This is a genomic window from Streptomyces sp. NBC_01515 (genome assembly GCF_045040345.1).
Classification (GTDB): domain Bacteria; phylum Actinomycetota; class Actinomycetes; order Streptomycetales; family Streptomycetaceae; genus Streptomyces.
In genome coordinates this window covers 6,398,262-6,412,277 of record NZ_CP109416.1, presented here as the reverse complement: position 1 = coordinate 6,412,277, position 14,016 = coordinate 6,398,262, and the positions used below count along the sequence as shown (strand labels likewise).

16 protein-coding genes are annotated in these 14,016 nt (G+C 70.7%); 9 read left to right on the top strand and 7 right to left on the bottom strand.

Annotated elements, in window-relative coordinates:
• Positions 1 to 77 precede the first annotated feature (77 nt).
• Positions 78 to 1,496 (bottom strand): NAD(P)/FAD-dependent oxidoreductase, encoded by a 1,419-nt coding sequence (locus OG407_RS28990; protein WP_405862471.1) that lies wholly within the window; start codon positions 1,494 to 1,496, stop codon positions 78 to 80.
• Between the two features lie 9 nt (positions 1,497 to 1,505).
• Positions 1,506 to 2,159 carry a rhomboid-like protein gene (locus tag OG407_RS28985; RefSeq protein WP_405862469.1) on the bottom strand — a complete coding sequence of 218 codons (654 nt, stop codon included), beginning with the start codon at positions 2,157 to 2,159 and terminating at the stop codon, positions 1,506 to 1,508.
• Between OG407_RS28985 and OG407_RS28980 the strand changes: the two genes are divergently transcribed.
• Positions 2,158 to 3,075, top strand: coding sequence for an aminoglycoside phosphotransferase family protein (locus OG407_RS28980; RefSeq protein ID WP_405862467.1), 918 nt, complete (start codon positions 2,158 to 2,160; stop codon positions 3,073 to 3,075). The genes OG407_RS28985 and OG407_RS28980 overlap by 2 nt on opposite strands.
• 10 nt (positions 3,076 to 3,085) lie before the next feature.
• Here the strand turns inward: OG407_RS28980 and OG407_RS28975 are convergent, their stop codons facing one another.
• Positions 3,086 to 4,018 carry a LysR family transcriptional regulator gene (locus tag OG407_RS28975; RefSeq protein WP_405862465.1) on the bottom strand — a complete coding sequence of 311 codons (933 nt, stop codon included), beginning with the start codon at positions 4,016 to 4,018 and terminating at the stop codon, positions 3,086 to 3,088.
• Positions 4,019 to 4,242: 224 nt separating this feature from the next.
• Between OG407_RS28975 and OG407_RS28970 the strand changes: the two genes are divergently transcribed.
• From OG407_RS28970 to OG407_RS28950, 5 genes are all read left to right on the top strand, one after another.
• Positions 4,243 to 5,499: an MFS transporter gene (locus OG407_RS28970; RefSeq protein ID WP_405862463.1), complete on the top strand. Its 1,257-nt coding sequence runs from the start codon at positions 4,243 to 4,245 to the stop codon at positions 5,497 to 5,499.
• Complete coding sequence (locus OG407_RS28965) at positions 5,496 to 5,975, top strand: GNAT family N-acetyltransferase (protein WP_405862461.1); 480 nt, start codon at positions 5,496 to 5,498, stop codon at positions 5,973 to 5,975. Before OG407_RS28970 ends, OG407_RS28965 begins: the two co-directional genes overlap by 4 nt.
• Positions 5,976 to 6,086: 111 nt before the next feature.
• A complete protein-coding gene (locus OG407_RS28960; RefSeq protein ID WP_405862459.1) occupies positions 6,087 to 7,109 on the top strand; it encodes a DUF4037 domain-containing protein in 1,023 nt (340 codons plus the stop codon).
• A 144-nt stretch (positions 7,110 to 7,253) separates the two neighbouring features.
• On the top strand, positions 7,254 to 7,838 hold the full coding sequence (locus OG407_RS28955) for a sigma-70 family RNA polymerase sigma factor (protein ID WP_403591993.1): 585 nt from the start codon (positions 7,254 to 7,256) through the stop codon (positions 7,836 to 7,838).
• Positions 7,835 to 8,587 carry an anti-sigma factor domain-containing protein gene (locus tag OG407_RS28950; protein WP_405862457.1) on the top strand — a complete coding sequence of 251 codons (753 nt, stop codon included), beginning with the start codon at positions 7,835 to 7,837 and terminating at the stop codon, positions 8,585 to 8,587. The genes OG407_RS28955 and OG407_RS28950 overlap by 4 nt, the downstream gene beginning before the upstream one ends.
• Here OG407_RS28950 and OG407_RS28945 read toward each other — a convergent pair.
• Positions 8,562 to 9,047: an ATP-binding protein gene (locus OG407_RS28945; protein WP_405862455.1), complete on the bottom strand. Its 486-nt coding sequence runs from the start codon at positions 9,045 to 9,047 to the stop codon at positions 8,562 to 8,564. The two genes, OG407_RS28950 and OG407_RS28945, sit on opposite strands and share 26 nt — an antisense overlap.
• A gap of 378 nt (positions 9,048 to 9,425) precedes the next feature.
• On the opposite strand from OG407_RS28945, the gene OG407_RS28940 reads away from it, so the two are divergent.
• The 3 genes from OG407_RS28940 (at position 9,426) to OG407_RS28930 (ending at position 11,197) form a co-directional block, all read left to right on the top strand.
• Positions 9,426 to 10,076, top strand: coding sequence for a fasciclin domain-containing protein (locus tag OG407_RS28940; RefSeq protein WP_405862453.1), 651 nt, complete (start codon positions 9,426 to 9,428; stop codon positions 10,074 to 10,076).
• Between the two features lie 138 nt (positions 10,077 to 10,214).
• Entirely contained in the window at positions 10,215 to 10,550 is a 336-nt protein-coding gene (locus OG407_RS28935) for a hypothetical protein (protein WP_405862451.1), read from the top strand.
• A 119-nt stretch (positions 10,551 to 10,669) separates the two neighbouring features.
• A complete protein-coding gene (locus tag OG407_RS28930; RefSeq protein WP_405862449.1) occupies positions 10,670 to 11,197 on the top strand; it encodes an SRPBCC family protein in 528 nt (175 codons plus the stop codon).
• A gap of 71 nt (positions 11,198 to 11,268) precedes the next feature.
• Here the strand turns inward: OG407_RS28930 and OG407_RS28925 are convergent, their stop codons facing one another.
• The 3 genes from OG407_RS28925 to OG407_RS28915 all read right to left on the bottom strand — a co-directional run bounded on the left by OG407_RS28925 (position 11,269) and on the right by OG407_RS28915 (position 13,980).
• Entirely contained in the window at positions 11,269 to 13,092 is a 1,824-nt protein-coding gene (locus OG407_RS28925) for a cytochrome c biogenesis protein CcdA (protein WP_405862447.1), read from the bottom strand.
• A 115-nt stretch (positions 13,093 to 13,207) separates the two neighbouring features.
• Positions 13,208 to 13,495 (bottom strand): hypothetical protein, encoded by a 288-nt coding sequence (locus OG407_RS28920; protein ID WP_405862445.1) that lies wholly within the window; start codon positions 13,493 to 13,495, stop codon positions 13,208 to 13,210.
• Positions 13,496 to 13,647: 152 nt separating this feature from the next.
• Positions 13,648 to 13,980, bottom strand: coding sequence for a hypothetical protein (locus OG407_RS28915; RefSeq protein WP_405862443.1), 333 nt, complete (start codon positions 13,978 to 13,980; stop codon positions 13,648 to 13,650).
• Positions 13,981 to 14,016 lie beyond the last annotated feature (36 nt).

Sequence of the window (14,016 nt, the reverse complement as noted above, 5' to 3'; positions counted from 1 at the left end):
CGTTGGGGGGAATGCTCGCACACAGGTCTGACACATCACCCGTGAGTTTCAGGGGCCTGTGGATAACTCGCGATGCCTCAGTGCCGCCCCGCCACCCGATCCGCGACCCGTGCCAACCGCGACGACTCCGCCCCGAGCCCAACCAGCTCCCGCCGATCCGCCGCCCGGTACGTCGCGTACATCCCCTGCACCCCCAACCACCGAAACGGCTCCGGCTCCCACTTGCGCACCTTGTGCCCGACCCACGGAAGCCCGGTCAGATCGGTCGCCCCCGCCTGCCCCGAGTCCAGCTGAACCAGATCCCGCAACGTCCGCGCGGCGAGATTCGTCGTGGCCACCCCCGACCCGACGTAGCCCCCGGCCCATCCCAACCCCGTGGACCGATCCAGCGTCACCGTCGCGCACCAGTCCCGCGGCACCCCCAGCACCCCCGACCAGGCATGCGCGACCCGCACCCCCGCGAGCGACGGAAAGAACCGCACCAGGATCTCGCGCAACGCCTCGACCGTCGAAGCCTGCGTCCGCCCGTCGTTGTCGGTCCGCGAGCCGAACCGGTACGGCACCCCACGCCCGCCCAACGCGATCCGCCCGTCGGCGGTGCGCTGCGCGTACATGTACGCGTGCGCCATGTCCCCCAGCGTCTCCGCACCACCCCACCCCACCGACTCCCACTGCGCATCGGTGAGCGGCTCGGTAGCGATCATCGACGAGTTCATCGGCAGCCAGGTCCGCCGCTGCCCCTTGAGACTCGCGGTGAACCCCTCGGTACAGCGCAGGACATAGGGCGCGCGAACGGTGCCGTAGGGCGTCACCGCCTGCCGGGGCCGGATCTCTGTCACCGGCGTCGACTCGTGGATGACGACCCCCAGCGCCTCCACCGCCACCGCGAGCCCCTTCACCAGCTTCACCGGATGCAGCCGCGCCCCGTGCGGCGTCCACGTCGACCCGACCGCGTCGACGACCCGGATCCGCTCGCCGGTCTCACGCGCGCCGTACAGCTCACGGTCGGTCTCGCCGTACGACAACTCATGCTCGTGAAAGGCCTTCAGCCGCGCCAACTGCGCGGGCGTACAGGCGACTTCGAGAACGCCCCCACGATGGATGTCGGCCTCGATCCGCTCCTCCTCCGCGACCGCGACGACCTCGGCGACGGTGTCGTTCATGGCCTTCTGCAGGCGTACGGCGGCTTCCCGGCCGTGGAGTTTCGCGTACCGGTCGCGCCCCGCGATGCCGTTGTAGAGCCAGCCGCCGTTGCGCCCCGACGCGCCGTAGCCGCAGAACTTCTGCTCCAGGACGGTGACCCGGAGGGAGGGGGCCGCCTTCTTCAGGTAGTACGCGGTCCACAGCCCCGTGTATCCGCCGCCGACGATCACGACGTCGGCGGAGGCGTCGGCGGCGAGGGGCTCCCGTCGCGCCGGGAGGCCGTCGTCCGCGTACCAGAAGGAGATGCCGCCGTTCACGACACCGTTCACGACACCGCTCGCCGAGCTGCTCATATCCGGACGCTAACCCCTGAGGGCGGCGACTGTCTCCTTCGGATTCCATGCTTTTCCACAGCCTCTGACCAGCGGATAGCACGCCAGCCCGATCACCACGGAGGTGAAATGCCCGAGATCGGTGAAGGTCCGGCCGGTCTCCAACGGCACCCCGTAGACGGCCAGTACGACCAGCAGATACGGGTACCGCCACGGCACCGCGATCCGGTACGCCAGCACCCCCACCACCCCCGCCAGCGCGTAACTCACCCCGATGTCAAGGGTGTTGACCGCGGACTGCGGTGCCACGCCCCTCCTGATCGCCTCCAGCAGCGCGCCCTCGCTGATCAGCGAGGCCAGCACATGCGCGGCCACGCACACCATCAGCCACCGCGCCGTACCGAGCCACCGTTCCGCCTGCGCGTGGAACACCGTGTACAGCGCGGCGTACGGCAGCCAGCGCCCCCCGTCCATCCACATCGCGCTCGCGAACAGCACCCGCACCGGGTTGTTCGACAACTCGTGGATGTTGGTGGACCGCTGCCGCAGGAACTCCTGCTCGAACTCCGGTGACATGTGGTGCATGGCGACCGTGGTGACGAAGAGGATCCCCAGCCAGATGTACGTGCCGGGGGCGCTGCGGACGTACGCCCACACCCTGTGGAGGCCCCGGGTAATTCGCATGAGCCGATTCACGCACGCAAGTATCGTCGGAGGCGTGATCGACATCCCGGCCGCGCTGCTCGCCTCCCAGGACAGGTTCAACGGAGCGGCCGGACGCGCCTTCGTGGCGGAACTTCCCCAGCGGGCGGCCGACTTCCTGGACCTCTGGTCACTTCGACTCAACGGCCCCTCGATGTACGGCAATTGCGCCCTGGTCCTCCCCGTCCTGCGCGCCGACGGCACCCGGGCCGCGCTGAAACTCCAGTACCTCGACGAGGAGACCGCGGGCGAGCCGGTCGCGCTGCGCACCTGGGCGGGCGACGGCGCCGTAGAACTTCTGGAGTACGACGACGGGACCGGCACCCTGCTCCTGGAGCGCCTCGACGCGTCCCGCGCTCTCACGCACGAGCCGGACTCCCGTGCCGCCGCCCTCGTGATCGCCCGTCTGCTCGCGCGTCTGACGGCGGTATCCGCACCGCCGGAGTTGCGCCAGGACCTCGGCACGCTGGCGGCGGCCATGCTGGAACGGGTGCCCGCGGCCCTCCCCGGCCTCCCGGACCCGGCCGACCGGTGCCTGATCGAGGACTGCGCGGCGGCGGTCCGCGAGGTCGCGGCGGAGCCCGGCGACCGGCTGCTGCACTGGGATCTGCACTACGACAACGTCCTCGCCGCCGATCGTGAGCGCTGGCTGGCCATCGACCCGAAGCCGTTGGCGGGCGACCCCGGGTTCGAGCTCTTCCCGGCGCTGGACAACCGTTTCGACGCCGACGAAATCCGTTGGCGCTTCGACGCGATGACGGACGTGATGGGCCTCGACCGGGCACGGGCGCGGGCCTGGACGCTCGGCCGGGTGCTGCAGAACGCGCTGTGGGCGATCGAGGACGGGAGCCGGCCCGCGCCGGATCACCTGGAGATCGCGCGGCGCGTGCGCGACTGACGCGGGGCGCCTATGCCCAGGCCGGTGTCCAGGTCTCCGTGTCGTCGGAGTGACCGGATCCGCCGGCGTCGTGGAGGTGATCGCGGAGGGCGGCCAGGGCCGGGTGCCGATTGTCCCGGTGCCGGACCAGCGAGTGCGGGTAGACCGGCGTCGGATTCCGTACGGCGATACGGCGCAGGTCGTGGCCGGCGGGCCAGACCAGGCGGGTCTGCTCGCCGACGAAGGTCGCCAGCGACCCCGAACCGGCGATCGTGTCCAGCAGCGGCTCCACGCCGAAGTCGGGCCCGGTGCTCTCGATGCCGAGCCCGAACGCGGCGGCGAACGCGTCGTAGTACGCGGCCCACTCGGTACCGGGGACGAGGCCGGGCATCCAGATCCGGTGCCCGACGAGGTCGGCCGGGGTGACCTCGCGGGCGGCGGCGAGCGGGTGGGCCGGGCCGGTGAGGAGCTGGACGGGTTCGTCGAAGGCCCGGCTGACCTCGATGTCGTCGGGGAGCCGGCGTCCGGTCGTCGTGACGGCGCGGAAGGACGCGTCGACCGTGCCGGAGCGGATGGCGTCCACGGCCGCGTCTGCGTCGAAGAGGGTCACGACGTCGAGCTCGACGTCGGGGCGGGCCCGGTGGAAGTCCCGTAGCAGCGCGGCCGGGGTGAGCCCTCGGCCGATCACGTCGACGCGCAGCGCGCGGTGGCCGGGCCGGACGGAGGCGAACGCCCGTGCCTCGGCGCGCAGCAGCTCACGGGCGTGCGGCAGGAACGCCCGCCCGTCGACGGTCAGTTCGGCCCCGCGCGGGGTCCGCGCGAAGAGCCGTACGCCGACCGTCCGCTCCAGCGCGGCGACCCGCTTGGAGACGGCCTGCTGGGTGATCGACAACTCCGTGGCCGCATGCTGGAAACGGCCCGCGTCCGCGATGGCCACGAAGGTGCGCACAGCGTCGAGATCCACGTCGGCGACGATACTGGCGGCCACTGACAATCAGCGCCCACCTGCTGACACAACCAAGGGTTGTGGCTTTCCGGCGAGTCGGTTGTTTGATCTCGGCGTCCGGCACTCGCTTTGATGCCGGTGGCCGAAGTCGTGGCCGTGGTCGTGGTCGGCGGGTGGGTGTCCCGGAGAATGTGTCAATTCCGCGGAGAGTGTCACATTTTTCCGGAGAGGGTGGGGCGGGGATGACGGGCAGGCGAGCGCTGGGGCGCCGGTTCGGGTGGCTGTGGGCGTCGTTCGCGGTCAGCTCGTACGGCACCGGGCTCGGGTTCGGCGCGTTCTCCTTCATGGCGATCCTCGTGCTGCACTCCGGGCCGACCCAGGTCGCGGTGCTGGCCGCCTCGGGGCGGGCGGTGGGCGCCCTGGTCGCCGTACCGCTGGGCCCGTGGGTGGAGTTCCGGCGCAAGCGGCCGGTGATGATCGCGATGGACCTGACCCGGTTCGCGGCGCTGCTGACCGTCCCCGTCGCGTTCGCGTTCGGGCTGCTCACCTTCGCGCAGCTCCTCGTGGTCTCCGTCGTCGTCGCCGCGGCGACCATCGCCTTCAACGCGGCCAGCGGCTCGTACCTGAAGGCGCTGGTACCACGGGAAGACCTGCTGGTCGCCAACGCCCGCTTCGAGTCGACGACTTGGACCTCGACCATGCTCGGACCACCGCTCGGCGGGGTGGCGATCGGGCTGTTCGGCCCGGTGACGACGGTGGTGGCCGACGCGGTCAGCTATCTGCTCTCGGCGCTCGGCATCCGTGCCATCGGCGGGACGGAACCGCGCCCCGGGCGGAGCGGTGCGCCGCGGCTGCGCGCGGGCGAGCTGCTCGACGGCTGGCGCTACCTCCTCGCCCACCCCACCCTGCGCCCGCTGCTCCTCAACGCGATGGTGGTCAACGGCCTGATCATGGCCGCCGAGCCGCTGCTCGCCGTCCTCATGCTGGGTCGCCTCGGCTTCTCGCCCTGGCAGTACGCCCTCGCGCTCGCGGCCTCCTCCGGCGTCGGGGGCTTCGTCGGATCGCGCCTCGCGCGCCCGCTGGCGGCCCGGTTCGGGCAGCACCGGGTGATGCTGGTCTCCGGGACACTGCGCGCGTGCTGGCCGATCGGCCTGGCGTTCGTCCGCCCCGGAGTCCCCGGGATGCTCCTCGTCACCGCCGTCCAACTCGGCCTGGTGACCTGCATCGGCGTCTTCAACCCCCTCCTGGCCACCGCCCGGCTCACCCGCACCGCCCCCGAACGCGTGGCCCGCACCCTCACCGCCTGGTCCATCAGCACCAGCGCGGCGATCGCGGCACTGACGGCCGCGTGGGGGCTGCTGGCGGCGGCCACGACCCCGCGCACGGCGATCGCGCTCGCGGGGGTCCTGCTGCTGGCCAGCCCGCTCCTGCTCCCGCGCCGCGAGCACGCTCCGCACGACCCCGGCAAGGACCCGAGCGCGTCTACCCTCTCGGCATGATCCGCACCGCGATCCCCACCGACATCCCCGTCATCCACGCCCTGATCCGCGAACTCGCCGCCTACGAAAAGGAACCCCAGGAGGCGAGGGCGACCCCGGAACAGCTCCACGAGGCCCTCTTCGGCCGACACCCCGGCGCCTACGCCCACATCGCGACCGACGACACCACCGGCGAACCGGTCGGCTTCGCCCTCTGGTTCCTCAACTTCTCGACCTGGCGCGGCGTCCACGGCATCTACCTGGAGGACCTGTACGTCCGCCCCACCGCCCGCGGCACCGGCCACGGCAAGGCCCTCCTCACCGAACTCGCCCGCATCTGCGTCGACCGCGGCTACGAACGCCTGGAGTGGTCCGTCCTCGACTGGAACCGCTCCGCGATCGACTTCTACGAGGCGCTGGGCGCCCGGCCCCAGGACGAGTGGACGGTGTACCGGCTGACGGACGGGGCGTTGCGGGAGCTGGGAGGGCACCGGTGACCGGTCGGCCACCTGCCCGTCCGCCCGACTGGGCGTCCGTGTCCGGGAGTTGAGGGGGCGACGGCGAGAATTCGCGCGCACGATCATGCCGAGACTGGGCAGGGTCGGGGCATGAGCTTCACGGATACGCCAACTTTTTTACCGGGCCTCGAACTCTCCCGCCGTTTCTACACAGAGGCCGTCCGCCCCCTCCTCGAAGACGCCGCCCCCGACATCCCGCACTCCGCCGCCCGCATCGGCGGCGGCTCCGAGGTCCTGGGCTACGACACCCCCCGCTCGACGGACCACGAATGGGGCCCGCGCCTCCAGCTCTTCCTCCGCCCCCGCGACGTCCCCCGCCACGCGGGCCGCATCCGGCACCACCTGGCCGAGCACCTCCCGAAAACCTTCCACGGCTACCCGACGAACTTCGCCCCGACGGCCGACGGCGACGTCAGAGTCATGCGCACCACAACCGGCCCGGTCCACCACAGAGTCGAAGTCACCCACACCGCGGCGTGGTTCGAGGCAACGCTCGGCTTCGACCCCACCCACGAAATCACTGCCGCCGACTGGCTGGCACCCCCCACGCAACTCCTGGCCGAGGTCACAGGAGGCGCGGTCTTCCACGACGGCCTGCACGAACTCGGCCCGGCCCGCCACGCCCTCCGCTGGTACCCCCGAGACATCTGGCTCCACGTCCTGGCCCGCGAGTGGAACCGCATCGCCCAGGAGGAGGCCTTCGTAGGCCGCTGCGGCGAGGTGGGCGACGAACTCGGCTCGGCGACAGCGGCGGCCGGCCTCACCCGGACCCTGATGCGCCTGTGCCTCCTCATGGACCGCCGCTACCCCCCGTACAACAAATGGCTGGGCACCGCCTTCGCCCGCACGACGGCCGGCCACCGCCTGATCCCGGTCCTCACGGCCGCCCTCTCGGCCACGGACTGGCACACGAGGGAGAAACACCTCGCCTACGCCTACGAAGCGGCGGCCGGCATCCACAACCAACTGAACCTGACCGACCGCGTGGACCCGACGACCCGCCCGTACCACTCCAGACCCTTCCGGGTACTGCGCGCCGACCGCTTCACCGCCGCCCTCACGGCCCGCATCGCGGACCCGACGCTGAAGGACCTGCCGACGGCCCTCGCGTGACACGGCGGGGCGGAACCCGGGTCCGGGTCCGGGTCCGGGTCCGGGTCCGGGTCCGGTAGTCCGGTTCGGCTTCGACGGGACCAATCCGTGGGATGTGTCAGGTTCGGATTACGTCCGGAGATGTCGTACTCACGAAGGACCCTTGTGAAAGAAGCCATCAGTATCGGCGGAAATCCCGCGGCCCGGCCGGACCTGGAAGAGCTGATGGCCCGGGTCGCCCTGGGGGACGAAGACGCGTTCGCCGCGGTCTACGACGCCGTCGTCAGCCCGGTCCTCGGTGTGGCCCGCGCCGTGCTGCGCGACCACGCGCAGTCGGAGGAGGTCGCCCAGGAGGTGCTGGTGGAGGTGTGGCGCACCGCACCCCGCTACCGCTCCGACCGCGGGACGGCCGTCAACTGGATCCTCACCCTGGCCCACCGCCGCGCCATCGACCGGGTGCGGTCCGTGGAGGCCGCGGCGGCCCGGGACCACAAGGCGGCGCTGCTCGCCCGTACCCCGGAGTTCGACGAGGTGACCGAACAGGTCGAGACCCGGCTGGAGCGGGAACAGGTACGGCGCTGTCTGCGCACGCTGACCGAGATCCAGCGCCAGGCCGTCACCCTCGCCTACTACCGGGGACTGACCTACCGCCAGGTCGCCGAGGCGCTCACGCTGCCGCTCGGCACCGTCAAAACCCGACTGAGGGACGGCCTCATCCGGCTCCGCGACTGCCTGGGAGTGACCGCGTGATCACCGCTGACCTGCACCGGCTGACCGGCGCCTACGCCCTGCACGCCCTGTCCGACGAGGAACGCGAGGCGTTCGAGCGGCATCTCGCGGACTGCGAACCGTGCGCCCAGGAAACCGCCGAACTCAGCGCCACGGCCGCCCGCCTGGGACTCGCCGTGTCCGTGGAACCCCGCCGGGAGATGCGCGAGCGGGTCCTGGGCCGTATCACCACCGTCCGCCAGGAAGCCCCGGCCGGCACCCCGCTGCTCCGTTCCGGCGCCACGCCGCGGCGGGGCCGGCTGTTGTCACGGTGGGCGCTCGCCGCCTGTCTCGCGGCGGCCACCGCGCTGGGCGGTACGGCGGTGTGGCAGCACCAGCGCGCCGAGAGCGCGCTCGCCCAGGCACACCGGGCCGAACAGGGCACGGGGCGGATCGCCGCCGTACTCGCCGCACCGGACGCCCGTACCCAGGCCGTGCACCTGCCCGGAAACGCCCTCGGCACGGTGATCGTCTCCCACGGCCAGGACAAGGCCGTGTTCGTCGTCTCCGGAATGCCCCGCGTGCCCGCCGGGAAGGTCTACCAGCTCTGGTACGACGACAGCGGCACCATGCGATCGGCGGGCCTGATGAACCCCACCCGCAGCGACCAGGCCGTTCTCCTACGAGGCGCCGTGGACGGAGCCTCGGGCATGGGCATCACCGTCGAACCCGCGGGCGGCTCGAAACAGCCCACGACCACCCCACTCACCCTGACGCCCTTCCCTGCCTGAGGAGCCCCCGAGGAGACCCTGCGGAGACACTCCGCGGCAGATCGGCCCAGACCGTGTGACCCCGGCGATGGTGCCGGTCGCCCCAGGCCCGGGACAGTGCCTCGACCAGCAGCAGCCCACGGCCGCCTCCGCTCAGCGCGGCCGACGGACGTGTCCACCTCGCCCGGATCACCTCGGTGTCGAAGCCCGGGCTGGTGTCGCTGACCTGGATCATCAGCCACTGGTGCCCCGCCCGCTCGTGCAGAGCGAGCGACAGGCGGACCGGCCCCGCGCCGTGTCCGAAGGCGTTGCCCAGCAACTCGCTGACGACGAGCACGGCGTCCTCGGCCAGCTCGCTCCGCCCCCACCGCGCCAGTTGGCCGCGCACCTCACCGCGCACGGAGCACAGACCACTCTCCGGTGCGGACGCGAAGCTCACGTACGAGCGTTCCACGGCATCTATGGCATTCACGGCATCCATGGCACATCAGCTCCTTCCACTCTCACAGGTAATCCGTCGCGGACACCTCGGCGGACAGCTGCGGAAACGCATATTCCCCGGCGGAATCGAATCCCGGCAACCCGCATATCCGTAGCCGGTCCGGCCGCGGATTGGTCTGGGAAAAAGATTCATCCGATCGGGCAGATGGCCAATCCGCCGAGCTTTCGGAACCGGATTCCCCACGTGACCGACAACGAGCAGATCCCCCGGGTGCGGAATTCGCACAGCGTGCTTTTCGCGCGGCGATTCCGGTACGCCGGCGCGGGCGTCTCCGCCAGTCGGTCCGGCCGACCCCGAACGACCTTTCTCACCCCGTCTACAGGCGGCACCCGCCGCACCCTCAACAGGAGAGACATCATGAGCACCCGTATCCGCCGTACCGCCGTCGTCCTCGCCGCCTCCGCCGTACTGCCGCTGGCCCTCAGCGCCTGCGGCAGCAGCGGCAACGGCAGCGACTCCGCGAAGTCCGACGCCTCCACCAAGGCGTCCGCCTCCAGCGACAGCATGAACAACGCCGGCGCCACGACCGCCGACCAGCCGTTCGGCACCGGCTGCGCGGCCGTCCCGAAGAGCGGCTCCGGTTCCTTCGACGGCATGGCGCAGGACCCGGTCGCCACCGCCGCCTCCAACAACCCCGCGCTGTCCACACTCGTGGCCGCGGTGAAGAAGGCCGGGCTCGTCGACACCCTCAACAACGCCCAGAACATCACCGTGTTCGCGCCCACCAACGACGCCTTCGCCAAGATCCCGAAGGCCACCCTGGACAAGGTCCTGGCCGACAAGGCCCAGCTGACGAAGATCCTCACGTACCACGTGGTCGGGCAGAAGCTCACGCCCAAGGACCTGGAGAAGGGCTCCTTCGACACCCTGGAGAAGTCGAAGCTCACCACCTCCGGCTCCGGTGAGTCGTACACCGTCAACGACTCCTCCAAGGTCGTCTGCGGCAACGTCAAGACCGCCAACGCCACCGTCTACATCGTCGACACCGTCCTGATGCCCACCAGCTGACGGACCACCAGCAGCGCCGGGACCCGACATCGCGGTACCCGGCCACCCGACTCCTGTGACGGGGAGACGGTGAGGGGCGAGGCACTCAGAGCCTCGCCCCTCACCGCTGTACACAACTCCCGAGGGGGGACGAGGCACATGTCGGCGCTCTTCCGCATCCGCGTGCTCGCCGTCTCGGACACGGGCCTGTGGTGCGCGGCGGCAGGCAGACTCACCCCGGTCACGAGCCGCGCCCTGCACATCGAACTGACCGCCCGGTGCGCCGGCACCACGGCGGTCGGGCTCGATCTACGCCAACTCCGGCTGCCGCAGGACGAGTTCCTGCCGAACCCGCTCTGGCCGGCCGGCCCCACCACGATCCACCTGCTCGCCCCGCCCCTGCTCCGCTCCCGCACCACGGCGGACGACGCACGCCTGCACTGGCACACGGACCTCGACGCGGCCTGGCAGGCATGGTCCGCGCTCGCCCCCTGATCTCCCCTGATCTCACCCGATTCCCCCGGACTCCCACGGATTCCCGCCGACCCCCACCACCTGCCATGATTGCTACTCGACAGTAGCTTCGTGTTTCCGACGAGACGAGAGGAAGTCCCGTGGCCCGTCTGTTCACCGTGAGCGGCAGCATCGTCGTCGACGTCTCCCCCGAGGCCGTCTACCAGGCCGTGAGCCGCCCCGCCGACATGGGCCGCTGGAGTCCCGAGAACCTGGGCACTACGGCCGACTCCGCGGGCGGGGGCTCGGCTGACGGCGACTCCGCCACCCTGGGCACGACGTTCGTCGGGCGCAACAAGCGGGGCCGGTTCCGGTGGGTGACGCGGTGCACGGTCACGGCGGCCGATCCCGGCCGCCGTTTCGCCTTCCGGGTCCACGCGATCGGCCGCAGCCGTCCCCGGCTGCGCGGCCCGATCGCCACGTGGGAGTACCGCTTCGAACCGGTCGGCGGGGGCACCCGGGTGACCGAGACCTGGACCGACGACCGGCGCGCGTGGCCGGCGTTCGTCGCCAACACCTTTGACCGGGTGGTCACTTCGGGCAGGACGTTCGCCGACCACCAGTCCCGCAACATCGAGACGACCCTGCGCAACCTCAAGCGGGAACTGGAGCGGTCTCCGGCCGCCTGACCGAACCGAACGCGGTTGGACCCGGCCGGCCTGCCGGGTCCAACCGCGTTCGGGTCCAACCGCGTTCGGCTCTAGCCGAAGGTGAAGGAGTACGCCTGGATGCCGGGCGTGAGCCGGAGTTCCAGGTGCGCGGTACGGGCCGCGCTGTCGTCAACGAGCTTGTACAGGGTGGGAGTTCCCTCGACCGGGACCGTCCTCACGACCTTGCCGTCGACCAGGACGGTGACGGTGCCCTTGCCCGCGAGGACCACGTTGGCGTTCCTCGCCCGATAGGTGAAGGCGAGTCGGGCGTGGTCGCCCGCGGTGAAGTACTGGTACCCGGCCGTCCAAGTCCCGTCCAGGGAAAGGCTGTTGACCGGGATGTCGCCGGCGAAGCGATAGGACTTGGGCTTGCCGTCCAGAAGCGGGTCACCGACGTAGCCACTGATGCGCAGGTTGCTCAGATAGGTCTCCGGGGTGCGGTCCTTCGTGAGCCGCGGGTCCTTCTGCCCGGTCTTCGGGGGCAGTTGGACGCTCGGGTTCGCCTGCTTGAGCAGAGTCCGGATGAGGTCCTCGGTCTGCGCGTACTGTCCCTCGCCGAACTTGAAGTAACGCACGGTCCCTCGGGCGTCGATCAGGTACTTGGCGGGCCAGAACCGATTGCGGTAGTTGTCCCAGGTCGTCAGCTTGTTGTCGAGGGCCACCGGATAGCCGACGCCCAACTTGCGTGCCTGGTCGGCGACATTGGACGCCTTCTTCTCGAAGGCGAACTCCGGGGAATGCACCCCGATGATCTCAAGACCGGCGCTCTTGTAGGCACGGTTCCACGCCTCGATGTGCGGCAGACTGCGCTGGCAATTGATGCACGAATAGGTCCAGAAATCGATCAGTACGACCTTGCCGCGCTCCTTCTTCAGGTCGACCGGTTGTCCGCCGGGGGTGTTGAGCCACTTCGAGATCCCGGCGATGGCGGGCGCCTGCCCGCAGGAGCGCAACTCGTCCACACCGTCCTCGCAACGGGACAGCGCCTTGTTGGAGTTGTCGTAGAGCCCCGAGAGTTTCTGCCGGGCCACGTCGCTGTCCTCGATCTTCTTCTGCGCCGCCGAGGTGTAGTCGGGCAGCGCCCGCTGGATCGCGTCGGTGACGTTGAAGGCCAGGGCCAGCGCGAGCGCCATCATCAGGCATCCCGCGACGATCCGCAGCTTCCTGGCCCGCTTGCGGAACGCCCCGATCCGCTCGGCCACCCGCCGCCCGGCCAGCGCGAACACCAGCAACGGCAGCGCCGTACCCACAGCGAACGAGACGGTCAACGCGACGATGCCGAGGTTCAGTTCGCCCCGCGCACCGGCGACGGTGATGGCCGCCAGCACCGGTCCCGCGCAGGGCACGTACAGCAGACCGAGCCCCAGCCCGAGGACGAACGCGCTGCCCTCCTTGTTGACCTGCCGCTGCGGAATCCGCGCGAAGGGCCTCTCCAACAGCCGCTCGACCGGCGGAAACACGAGACTCAGCCCGATCAGGACCAGCATCACCAGCCCGACGTAACGCAGGATGTCGTCGGGCAGCCCGAGCGCGGAGATGATCGTCACCCCGAGCAGCGTGAAGAAGCTGAAACTCAGCACCAGCCCGGCGACCACGGCATACGGCCGCCGATTGCGCACAGGCGCACCCGATGCCGGCTCGACGACAAGCACGTCCCCCGCAGCCGACACGGCCCCGCCGGGGCTGGTGCTCCCGCCCCCGCGCCCGCCCCCGGAGCCGACCGGCACGTCTCCACGCGCCCCCGGCGGCGGCCCCGCCCCGGCCTGGCCGCCGGGACCTCCCGCCAGGAACACCACCGGAAGCACGGGCAGGATGCAGGGCGACACCGCCGTGATCAGGCCGCCCAGCAAACCGATCAGAACCAACGTGATCATGCGATTCAGCCTCCGGAGTAAGCGCCGGCCGTCCCGGCCCGCTCACCCTTGATCCGAAACCGCTCTCCACCCCGGATTGGTTCGCACCGCACTCACGTCACGCCGTCTTTCGCGGTCACCACTCGATGTCGAACTGGAAGTACAGCTGCCCCAGCGCCTGTCGCTCCAGGTAGAACGCCCGGATCGCTTCTCGCGAAGCCGGCTGCATGTCCTCCGGGGAGCCCCAGCTGCGGTACTGCTGGCGCACCGGGGAGATCGTCGCGAGGAGCGCGTCCACGTCCTCGTTGACCTCGCCCATCATGTGCGCGCGCAGCATCTTCAGCAGTCCGAGGTGCTTCGGGTCGTCGGTCTTCGCGATACGGGCGTCCATGTAGTCGATCATCGCGGTGCGGTTGATGGGCATGTTCGGTCTCCTGTGTCGGTGGTGCGGGTTTCCGGTCGGCCGCGGCTTGCAGTTCGGGGCCGCTGCCCCAGTCGTCGAGCCGCTCGGCTCCAGGCGTGTGAACGCCGGTTGGAGCACCTGGGCCGGTACGGAGAGCCGTTCGCCGATCGCCGTCAGGGTCCGTGGTTCGTCACGGCGCCGCCGAGGTCGCCCACGATCGCCTCGACGGAGGCCTGGACCGGTGACAGGCCGGCCGTGTGCACGACCCGCGTGACCTCGCCCGCTTCCCGGGCCGCGCCCGCCGGCTCGCGCACAGAGTCGGCGGAGGTCACGTCCACGACGCGCGTCACGACGGTCAGGTCCTCACCGGTCAGTACCGTCCCGGCGCGCTTGAGGGTCTGTTCGCCGATGTCGGCGAACAGAACGGTCCGGCCCCGGCCCAGCCGGCGGGCGACGGCCTCGCCCACACCGCCGGCCCCGATGACGACCAGCACGTGTCCGCCCATGACGCGTATCCGATCTCCAATTCGAGACTTTTTGTC

Coding starts and splice junctions, on each gene's coding strand:
- OG407_RS28945 (WP_405862455.1), bottom strand. CDS start 9,047: ATGGATGCCGTGAATGCCATAGATGCCGTGGAACGCTCGTACGTGAGC.
- OG407_RS28920 (WP_405862445.1), bottom strand. CDS start 13,495: ATGCCCATCAACCGCACCGCGATGATCGACTACATGGACGCCCGTATC.
- OG407_RS28960 (WP_405862459.1), top strand. CDS start 6,087: ATGAGCTTCACGGATACGCCAACTTTTTTACCGGGCCTCGAACTCTCC.
- OG407_RS28935 (WP_405862451.1), top strand. CDS start 10,215: ATGTCGGCGCTCTTCCGCATCCGCGTGCTCGCCGTCTCGGACACGGGC.
- OG407_RS28990 (WP_405862471.1), bottom strand. CDS start 1,496: ATGAGCAGCTCGGCGAGCGGTGTCGTGAACGGTGTCGTGAACGGCGGC.
- OG407_RS28915 (WP_405862443.1), bottom strand. CDS start 13,980: ATGGGCGGACACGTGCTGGTCGTCATCGGGGCCGGCGGTGTGGGCGAG.
- OG407_RS28940 (WP_405862453.1), top strand. CDS start 9,426: ATGAGCACCCGTATCCGCCGTACCGCCGTCGTCCTCGCCGCCTCCGCC.
- OG407_RS28985 (WP_405862469.1), bottom strand. CDS start 2,159: ATGCGAATTACCCGGGGCCTCCACAGGGTGTGGGCGTACGTCCGCAGC.
- OG407_RS28970 (WP_405862463.1), top strand. CDS start 4,243: ATGACGGGCAGGCGAGCGCTGGGGCGCCGGTTCGGGTGGCTGTGGGCG.
- OG407_RS28980 (WP_405862467.1), top strand. CDS start 2,158: ATGAGCCGATTCACGCACGCAAGTATCGTCGGAGGCGTGATCGACATC.
- OG407_RS28925 (WP_405862447.1), bottom strand. CDS start 13,092: ATGATCACGTTGGTTCTGATCGGTTTGCTGGGCGGCCTGATCACGGCG.
- OG407_RS28965 (WP_405862461.1), top strand. CDS start 5,496: ATGATCCGCACCGCGATCCCCACCGACATCCCCGTCATCCACGCCCTG.